Source organism: Chloroflexota bacterium (assembly GCA_016197225.1).
Classification (GTDB): Bacteria; Chloroflexota; Anaerolineae; order Anaerolineales; family VGOW01; genus VGOW01.
In genome coordinates this window covers 45,907-53,899 of record JACPWC010000060.1, presented here as the reverse complement: position 1 = coordinate 53,899, position 7,993 = coordinate 45,907, and the positions used below count along the sequence as shown (strand labels likewise).

The 7,993-nt window shown below is 59.8% G+C and carries 10 protein-coding genes; 4 read left to right on the top strand and 6 right to left on the bottom strand.

Annotation, left to right across the window (positions count from 1 at the left end; translation table 11 throughout):
- Window positions 1-807 (top strand): chaperonin GroEL (gene groEL / locus HYZ49_10970; GenBank protein MBI3242803.1); only part of this gene is annotated, 807 nt, incomplete at its 5' end.
- 185 nt (window positions 808-992) lie between these two features.
- On the opposite strand, the gene HYZ49_10965 is transcribed toward groEL, so the two are convergent.
- The 6 genes from HYZ49_10965 to HYZ49_10940 all read right to left on the bottom strand — a co-directional run bounded on the left by HYZ49_10965 (window position 993) and on the right by HYZ49_10940 (window position 3,417).
- Window positions 993-1,508, bottom strand: a complete 516-nt coding sequence (locus HYZ49_10965; GenBank protein ID MBI3242802.1) for a hypothetical protein — start codon at window positions 1,506-1,508, stop codon at window positions 993-995.
- Window positions 1,509-1,539: 31 nt separating this feature from the next.
- Entirely contained in the window at window positions 1,540-1,830 is a 291-nt protein-coding gene (locus HYZ49_10960; protein MBI3242801.1) for an RNA-binding protein, read from the bottom strand.
- Between the two features lie 144 nt (window positions 1,831-1,974).
- Complete coding sequence (locus HYZ49_10955) at window positions 1,975-2,184, bottom strand: hypothetical protein (GenBank protein MBI3242800.1); 210 nt, start codon at window positions 2,182-2,184, stop codon at window positions 1,975-1,977.
- Window positions 2,185-2,243: 59 nt separating this feature from the next.
- Window positions 2,244-2,609: a hypothetical protein gene (locus HYZ49_10950; protein ID MBI3242799.1), complete on the bottom strand. Its 366-nt coding sequence runs from the start codon at window positions 2,607-2,609 to the stop codon at window positions 2,244-2,246.
- Between the two features lie 157 nt (window positions 2,610-2,766).
- Window positions 2,767-3,141 carry a hypothetical protein gene (locus tag HYZ49_10945; GenBank protein MBI3242798.1) on the bottom strand — a complete coding sequence of 125 codons (375 nt, stop codon included), beginning with the start codon at window positions 3,139-3,141 and terminating at the stop codon, window positions 2,767-2,769.
- 18 nt (window positions 3,142-3,159) lie between these two features.
- Window positions 3,160-3,417 carry a zinc ribbon domain-containing protein gene (locus HYZ49_10940; GenBank protein ID MBI3242797.1) on the bottom strand — a complete coding sequence of 86 codons (258 nt, stop codon included), beginning with the start codon at window positions 3,415-3,417 and terminating at the stop codon, window positions 3,160-3,162.
- A gap of 43 nt (window positions 3,418-3,460) precedes the next feature.
- Between HYZ49_10940 and HYZ49_10935 the strand changes: the two genes are divergently transcribed.
- From HYZ49_10935 to HYZ49_10925, 3 genes are all read left to right on the top strand, one after another.
- Entirely contained in the window at window positions 3,461-5,854 is a 2,394-nt protein-coding gene (locus HYZ49_10935) for an AAA family ATPase (GenBank protein ID MBI3242796.1), read from the top strand.
- A 2-nt stretch (window positions 5,855-5,856) separates the two neighbouring features.
- Entirely contained in the window at window positions 5,857-6,594 is a 738-nt protein-coding gene (locus HYZ49_10930; GenBank protein ID MBI3242795.1) for a metallophosphoesterase family protein, read from the top strand.
- Window positions 6,595-6,747: 153 nt separating this feature from the next.
- Entirely contained in the window at window positions 6,748-7,992 is a 1,245-nt protein-coding gene (locus tag HYZ49_10925; GenBank protein MBI3242794.1) for a glycerate kinase, read from the top strand.
- Window position 7,993: the final 1 nt, after the last annotated feature.

The window sequence follows — 7,993 nt, the reverse complement described above, 5'->3', positions numbered from 1 at the left end:
ATCAAGGCCCCCGGCTTCGGCGACCGCCGCAAAGCTATGTTGCAGGATATTGCCGTGCTCACCGGCGGCACCGTCATCACTGACGAACTCGGCAAGAAACTCGAAAGCACGGCTATCGCCGACCTGGGCCGGGCCAAGAAGGTGGTGGCCACCAAAGAGGATACCACCATCGTTGATGGCGCCGGCAATGCCAAAGCCATCAAAGGCCGCATTGAAGAGATCAAGGTTGAGATTGACAAGAGCACGTCGGATTACGACAAAGAGAAATTGCAGGAACGTCTGGCCAAGCTCTCCGGCGGGGTCGCCATCATTCGTGTGGGCGCGGCCACTGAAGTGGAACTGAAGGAAAAGAAGCACCGTGTGGAAGACGCACTCTCGGCTGCCCGCGCCGCTGTGGAGGAAGGTATCGTGGCCGGCGGTGAAGTCTCGCTCATCAACGCCGCCGAAGCTCTATCCAGGATTAAGCTGGAAGACGATGATGAGCAGGCCGGTATCACCATCGTCCGCCGCGCCCTCGAAGCGCCTCTGCGCAAGCTGGCTAACAACGCCGGGCAAGATGGTTCGGTGATCATTGCCAACATCCGCCGCAAGGCCAAAGAGGACAAGAATAAGAACGTCGGCTACAACGTGATCACGGGTGAATACGGCGACATGATCAAAGCCGGCGTCATTGACCCGGTGAAGGTTGTCCGTGGCGCGCTGGAGAATGCGGCCAGCATCGCGGCCATGATCCTGACGACGGACGTGCTCATCACTGACATGCCAGAGAACGGACAATCCGCTCCGCCACCCATGCCGGATTACTAAATCGGCAAGGTTGCTGAGCTAAATACAACGTCCCTTCGCAAACTGCGAAGGGACGTTTTCATTACGACGGCTATCAGCCAAGCATTGGTCTCTATTCAAACTAAGCCGGTGGGCGCTTCGACCGCTTCGCGTCAGCGCGCGGCCTGAGCCTGTCGAAGGCCGCTCTTTCCGATAGAGTCTTTTGACTACGAGAGAGCGGCGTCGGCCTTGTACCTCTGGCAGCCCTCCTGCAGCAAGGCCGCAATTTCCCGAGAGGCCTCCGACGGCGGCACACCTTCGGCGAAGGCCCACTCCTGGCAAACCACTTCTTGAATTTTGCGAAGCGCCGCGGCATCCGACTCGCTCAAGGGTTTGAGCCAACCATGGGCGGTGAGGTCGCGAACGGCCTCGCATCTGATTTCAAAAGAGCCTGCTCGAAGACTCTCGGTTCGGTCGCGACCCCGTTGCTGTCGATCGGTATTCAATTGGGCGGGGCGGCTTTTGAGCAACACCCGGCAGTGAGTCAGATCGCTGTTGGAAGCCAACTGGCGGAGACTGGCGTCGCTGTCCGAATCGGCCGGCACCCAGATCGTACTCTTATTAATTGACACAGCATAGAATAGCCGGGACTCGCGGCCAGACAGCTGCTTTTCTTCAATCGCCACAATCTGGCCGCTGCCGTGGCTGGTATGCATGACCTCGTCGCCAACTTTGAATTTCATGGAGTCCCCTTGACCACCCGTGGTTGCCACTCTAGCCTTTGTATTTCGAACCAGATGAACTACCAAAGCTGCCGCGCGTCTCGCGCGGGCGGGCGAGGTTTACCGTAAGGTCGCGATCGTTCATTTTGTGGCCGCTATACATACTGATAGCTTTCTCGGCTTCAGCCTGAGTGGCCATTTCGACAAACGCGAACCCTTTCGACCGGCCGGTGTCTCGGTCTTTGATCAGGGCCACCGAGGCGACGGCGCCTGCTTGAGTAAACAAAGCGCGCAAATCCTCTTCGCTCGTCTCATAAGATAAATTGCCAACATACAACTTGATTTCCATGATTTAGATCTCCTCCGGTGCGGCCTCTCAGGGCCGACCGACTAGAATATCGCCAGCCCGATGGAATGTTCCGGGGCTGTTTTAACACAACTATCAATCTCAGGCCGGGGGGACTTCACGCTGAAGTCTCCCCTAATCTCAGCTTTCGGCCCGAGCCGCAAACCAGCCCAACTGGCTGTAGTAGTCCCGAGTCTCTTTCAAGTGAGTCCAGGCAATCTTGCCCATGAGCACCAGACTGGCGTAGGTGACAGGGGTTGCCCGCCTGCGCCCGGAACGGTCGAGTTCTACCTCTAGCCCATGCCGAAACTGCTCTAGGTCAACTTGCGCCCAGTTGAGTCCAAGACGCACTCCAACCGTATAGGCTTCTGTAGCTGAAATTTGTCGCTTGTAATCCAAGTAAGCCTCCCTTACTTTAGCGGCCAGCCCTGGGTGGCCTTTTCTCCCGCGCTATCCTCATCAGCCCAAACCATCAAAGCCCGAGGGCTGGCAACTGCTACTGGCTCCATGATAACAGGCGGGATGCGCCAGGGCGTGCCGATCCAGTGGAGAAAATAATATTCGGGTCTGATGTTGCCCAGGGTCTGCCATACCAGGATTAATACAATCACCATCACGAATAGCAGGGGGGTGAGGCTTGCTGATCCAGTCATTTTGTTGCTCCAATTCTTGAGGCCGCCGAACAAGACGGCTGGCATGGAGTTGTTGGTGCTGGGCGGCAATGAGCCACTGCCAGCCCAGCCAGAAGCAGGGTTACAGCCATAACCGCCCGACATGTGGGTCGCTCAATAACCTCTGCACGAATGGCGGATCTTGTACGCTTTCACCTTGATGCATTACTGCGGCTGCCATTTCATTTCCTTTCGGTCCGGAGACCAGGTTGACCGAGAGACAACGTTACAAACCGCTCGCTCGGTTTATGTACGACATATTTCAGGCATACGAGTGCGTCCACTCAAAAAGCAACTCTTGATTTTGTGGCGGCGATACTGGCTGAGCGAAATGCTCATATCCGGCCAGGTTGACGCCATGTAACTCCTGCACCTGCTCCCGATACCAGCAGTCAAACGGAAGCGCAGAGGTGATGATTTGGCCCAGCGCTTGACCCACATCCTGGGCTTCGAGGGTGGTCACGGTCGCCGACCTAAAAGCGGTTTCCACCAACGCCAATCGTTCGCGCGTGATGCCCAGCCGCCGGCGAGAGGCTTCGTACATCTGTAGTCGTGAGCTGGACATCTCCTGGCAAAACCGCCGCCAGGCTTCCACTTTACCGGCTACGATGGGGAGTGTCAGAACTATTCCAGGCATTGAGGGGCCCTCCAGCTGTCAGCTCCCATTCTTTTCGCCGGCAGGATGCTCGGCCTTATCATTCTTCTGGCTAAGCGTGCGGGTCTGGCCAGAGGGAGAGCGATGATCGGTGGAATACCAGCCGGAACCTTTGAAGACAATGACCGGCAGTTGGGGAACACGCCGCAGAATGCCTGTATGGCATTCCGGACAACGCTTTGGCGGTCTGTCTAAAAAGGCTTCCTTTTGTGTCAATTTAGCGCCGCAACTCTGGCATCTATACGTGTAAACGGGCATTTTGAAACCTCGATATGAAACTCTGCTCTTAACAATGAGTATAATGACGTGGAGTCTCAAAAGCGTCACAAGGAGCGCTAAGGTGGCAAGCCATGCCTCACAATTGCATCTATATGCACTAGGACCGTTGGAAGTGCGCCTGGGCGAAAAACTGCTGACGTTTCCCACGCGCAAGACGGCGGCCCTATTAATTTACCTGGCGCTTGAGGGCGGAGAGCAACCCCGTGAGCATTTGGCGGCTCTCCTGTGGCCGGAAGCAAAGCCCGAGCGCAGCTACGCCTCACTCCGCAACACCCTCGGCCACCTGCAATCTGCTCTGCGCCAGGCTAGCGGCCAGGCCCAAACCAACTACCTCTCAGTCACTCACAATGCGCTGGGGCTGAATCCGGACGCCGATATTCACCTTGACCTGCATACGGTGGAGCGCGCCTATACCCAGGCCCGCGCCGACCGTTCGAGCCGGACGCTCCCGGAAGGTTCGGCCAGCCTGCTGTTGTTGCAGTCATCTGCTGCCTGCTACCGCGGCGATTTTCTCGCGGGGTTTTCGCTCGGCGATGCGCCCGGCTTCGACGATTGGGCCGCCGTCCAACGTGAAGCTTGGCGTCGCCGCCTGGGCCTGATTCTCGACCGGCTGTCCGAAATCCAATTTGCGCGTGGCGAACTCGCCAGTACCGCCGAAACTGCCTCACTCTGGATCGCCCTCGATGGGCTGAATGAAGTGGCCTATCGCCGCAAGATGCGCGCCCACTTCGCGGCCGGCGAGCGGGGTCAGGCCTTGGAAACCTATGACGCGTGTCGCGCCGTTCTGGCGGCTGAGTTGAGTATTGAACCAGGGCCAGATACCGAGGCGCTGGCTGCGCGCATTCGCACTCAACACCCCCTCTCACACTCCGTATCTCAGCTTGACCGGCTCGACACTCCAGTTGCCTTTTTGGAAAGCCTGTTTGCTGGGCGCGCCGCTGAGTATCAGGTGCTGGTTGAGCGCTACGGATATGCCGCCACAGGCCAGCCCCAGGTCGTGACCCTGCGCGGCGAGGCCGGGATCGGCAAAACACGCCTGGCCGAGGAATTCTTGACCTGGGCGGTTGCTCAGGGAGCCGAGACGCTCCACGGGCGCGCTTTTGAGAGTGGCAGTCGTATGTCCTATCAGACATTGATTGAAGCCTTCCGTCCCCGGCTCGAGCGGGACAACGCACTGAAGGATTGGCTGGGGGAGGCATGGCTGGCCCCGCTGAGTCAGTTGTTCCCAGAACTGCGCGATCGTTATCCTGAATTGCCTCTCGCTCAACTGAAGGCGCCAGCTGACCGAACCCAGCTATTCGAGTCACTGGTGCGCTTAACGCTGGCCCTGGCCAATCCGCCGCTGCTGGTGCTGTTCGTGGACGATATGCAATGGGCCGATAGCGCGACGCTGGATCTGTTGCAATACGCCGTCCGGCGCTGGCGAGAGAGCGCCGCTCGGATATTGCTCTTGGTCAGCCTGCGGTCAGAAACCTTACCGCCTTCAGCTCGACCCGAGCGACCGAGCCTGCTCGCGTGGCTGGCGCAGGTGGAGCGTGAACTTGGGCTGTATCATCTCGCGCTAGAACCGTTGAGTGAACGCGATACAGTGCAAATGGTGCTCTCGATGCTGGCGCCGCCCGCCGCTGACTTCGCCCAGTGGGTGTTCAACGAAACGCGCGGGCAGCCATTCTACTTGATGGAGACCCTGAAGGATTTACTTGAACGAGGCGCCCTCCATCCCAAGCGACAGGCCGACGGCAAATGGGCATTTGAGGTGGATGCTGAGCACGATCTCGGCCATGCGGTCCGCGTCCCGTCCACCGTGCGGGCCGTCATCCGCTCTCGCTTGAATCGCCTCAGCCCGAAGGCCTTCACCCTGTTGGCCGCCGGCGCGACGCTTGAGCACCGGCTCACATTCGAGCGCTTGTGTGCGATCGCCAATGTGGCCGAAGATATGGGATTGGCCGCCCTCGACGAATTAGTCAGCGGCCAGCTCTTGCTGGAAGTGGCACAGCCTGGCGATGCCAGCGCCTACGTATTCGCGCACCAGATGATCTGGGATGTCGTTTATACTGAAGCCGGGGATGCGCGCCGGCGGCTTTTCCATCGCCGGGCGTTGGACGTCCTCGAAGCGGCCCGGGAGCCCGCGGCCGTGTTGGCCTACCACGCTCTGGCCGCCGGACTGGCAGAGGCTGCTTTCCGCTATAGCCTGGCTGCCGGGCAAGAAGCGTTGCGCCTGTCTGCAGCCGGCGAGGCTGTGGTTCATTTTGAAAAGGCCCGTCAACTGGCGCAGGAAGCCTCACTCGCCGGCGTGGCGGTCGAGGCGCACCTCCGTGATTTATATTTGCAGTTGGGCTGGGCCTACGAACTGAACGGTCAACCTGAGCAGGCGTTAGCCGTTAAAGAGCACACCGCACACGCAAAGACAGGGTGATCATGAATCTTGCCGTCCTCTCCGACATTCACGGTCACTACACCGCCCTCGACGCCGTTCTTAATGACCTTTCCCGGCAACACATTGACTCTGTCGTGTGCCTGGGCGATGTCGCCACTATCGGCCCTCAGCCTCTGGAAGTGATCGCCCGGCTCAAAAGCCTGGGGTGCGCCTGCATCATGGGCAATCACGATGCCGCTCTGCTCAACCCGGCCAACGCACCTCAACTTCTGATCCCGCCGCCGCTCAGGCCCACGCTGGAGTGGTGTGCCGGCCAACTCGCGCCGGATGATGTCGCTTACCTGGCATCGTTTCAACCCGTCCTCAATCTTTCGCTCGGCCCTGGCGCGGAAGTGTTATGTTTTCACGGTACGCCTGGCTCCAACATCGGCCTGCTCCTGCCCACCACGCCGGTCGAAGAATTGGACGGCCTGCTTGCCGGGCAACCGGCCACGTTTTTTATTGGCGGGCACTCGCACCTTCAAATGCTCCGGCAACATGGCGGGAAGTTGTTCATCAATCCCGGCAGTGTAGGGAGCGCCTTTGCCCAACTGCCCGCGCCGGGCGTAACACCGGCTCTGCTTCCGTGGGCCGAGTATGCGATTGTGAGTTGGGAGAGCGGGGTGGTGAGCGTTGACCTGCGCCGCGTGCCATTCGACATCGCGGCGTTTTACGAAGTGGTCTCGCAAAGTGACATTCCGCTGAAGCAGTGGTGGCTTCAGCAATACGGGCCGGCCTAAACCACGATTGCCTGCGCCTGCAACCGCTCGAAGTCTTTTGGGGCAAACTGCCCGCCGCCGTCGTCCATCGCAACGCCTCAACCGGTAATGCCTTTGAGAGAGCGCAACCATCAAAATTATCGAGCGCACCTCAATACATTGATTGAGGCCGCTTTGCGCGCCGCAGATCCAAAGGTTCGCTTGTTGGCTCACCTGCCCATCCTCGCCGCCTCGCTCGAACAAGCGCGGCATTGCTGGGTGATTGGCATTGGCAAGGCCGCGCTGGAGATGGCGCTGGCCCTCGAGTCGCAACTCGGCCAGCGCCTCGCGGGCGGAGCCGTTGCCGCCCCGCCGGAGCGTTTGGCGCAAGTGGATGAGGCGACCCGCCGCGCTCTGCCATTTCAACTTTACCCGGCCGCGCACCCGTTGCCCGACGAACGCAACCTTCTGGCCGCGCAGGCCATCGCCAGGATCGCAACGCAAGTCGGCGCCGGTGATCTCGTCATCGCCCTCGTCTCCGGCGGCGGCTCCGCCCATCTCACCCTGCCCGTCGCCGGCCTCACCCTGGCCGATTTGCAGATCACGACGGATGCCTTGCTCAAATCCGGCGCGACTATCCAGGAATTGAATGCGGTGCGAAAGCATTGTGAGCAATTGAAGGGCGGGGGGCTTCTGCGCCTCATCGCCCCGGCCCGGGTTCAAGCCTTCATCCTGTCCGACGTGATCGGCGACCCGCTGGACGTGATTGCCTCCGGCTCGGTCTCGCCCGACCCGACGACTTATGCCGACGCTCTGAAGGTGCTCGACAAATACGGCCTGGCGGTTGATGCCGTTCGCCGTCATTTGACGAGCGGGGAGAACGAGACTCTAAAACCCGGCGACCCGTTGCTGGCGCTGGTGAGTCATACAATCATCGGAAGTAATCTGTTGGCAGTGGAGGCCGTGGAAGCCGCCGCTAAAGCGTCCGGCTTTGCGGTGGCGTGCGTGGAGACCGGCGTGCAAGGGGAAGCCCGCGAGGTCGGCCAAAGAATAGGAACGCTGGCTCGACAGTGGTTCGGGCATACGCGGCCTCAATGCATTATTTTCGGCGGCGAAACGACGGTAATGGTGAGAGGGAACGGACTCGGCGGGCGCAATCAGGAATTGGCGTTGGCGGCGGCCATTGCGATGAACGGTTTTGAGAAGGTCGCCCTGGCCGCCTTTGCTACAGATGGTATTGACGGCCCGACTCCGGCGGCGGGCGCTTACGTGACCGGCGAGACGTGTGAGCGGGCACGGGCGCTGGGGCTTGACCCTGCCCGTTTTCTGAATCGGAATGACAGCCACACTTTTTTCGCCAGGCTGGACGATTTGATTCTCACCGGCCCGACCGGGACCAATGTCAATGACGTGGCTGTGGCGTTAATGTATTCGACTTGAG

Excerpts from the sequence above, each read along its gene's own strand:
- HYZ49_10965 (MBI3242802.1), bottom strand. The coding sequence starts at position 1,508 with ATGAAATTCAAAGTTGGCGACGAGGTCATGCATACCAGCCACGGCAGC.
- HYZ49_10950 (MBI3242799.1), bottom strand. The coding sequence starts at position 2,609 with ATGTCGGGCGGTTATGGCTGTAACCCTGCTTCTGGCTGGGCTGGCAGT.
- HYZ49_10945 (MBI3242798.1), bottom strand. The coding sequence starts at position 3,141 with ATGCCTGGAATAGTTCTGACACTCCCCATCGTAGCCGGTAAAGTGGAA.
- HYZ49_10940 (MBI3242797.1), bottom strand. The coding sequence starts at position 3,417 with ATGCCCGTTTACACGTATAGATGCCAGAGTTGCGGCGCTAAATTGACA.
- HYZ49_10935 (MBI3242796.1), top strand. The coding sequence starts at position 3,461 with ATGACGTGGAGTCTCAAAAGCGTCACAAGGAGCGCTAAGGTGGCAAGC.
- HYZ49_10930 (MBI3242795.1), top strand. The coding sequence starts at position 5,857 with ATGAATCTTGCCGTCCTCTCCGACATTCACGGTCACTACACCGCCCTC.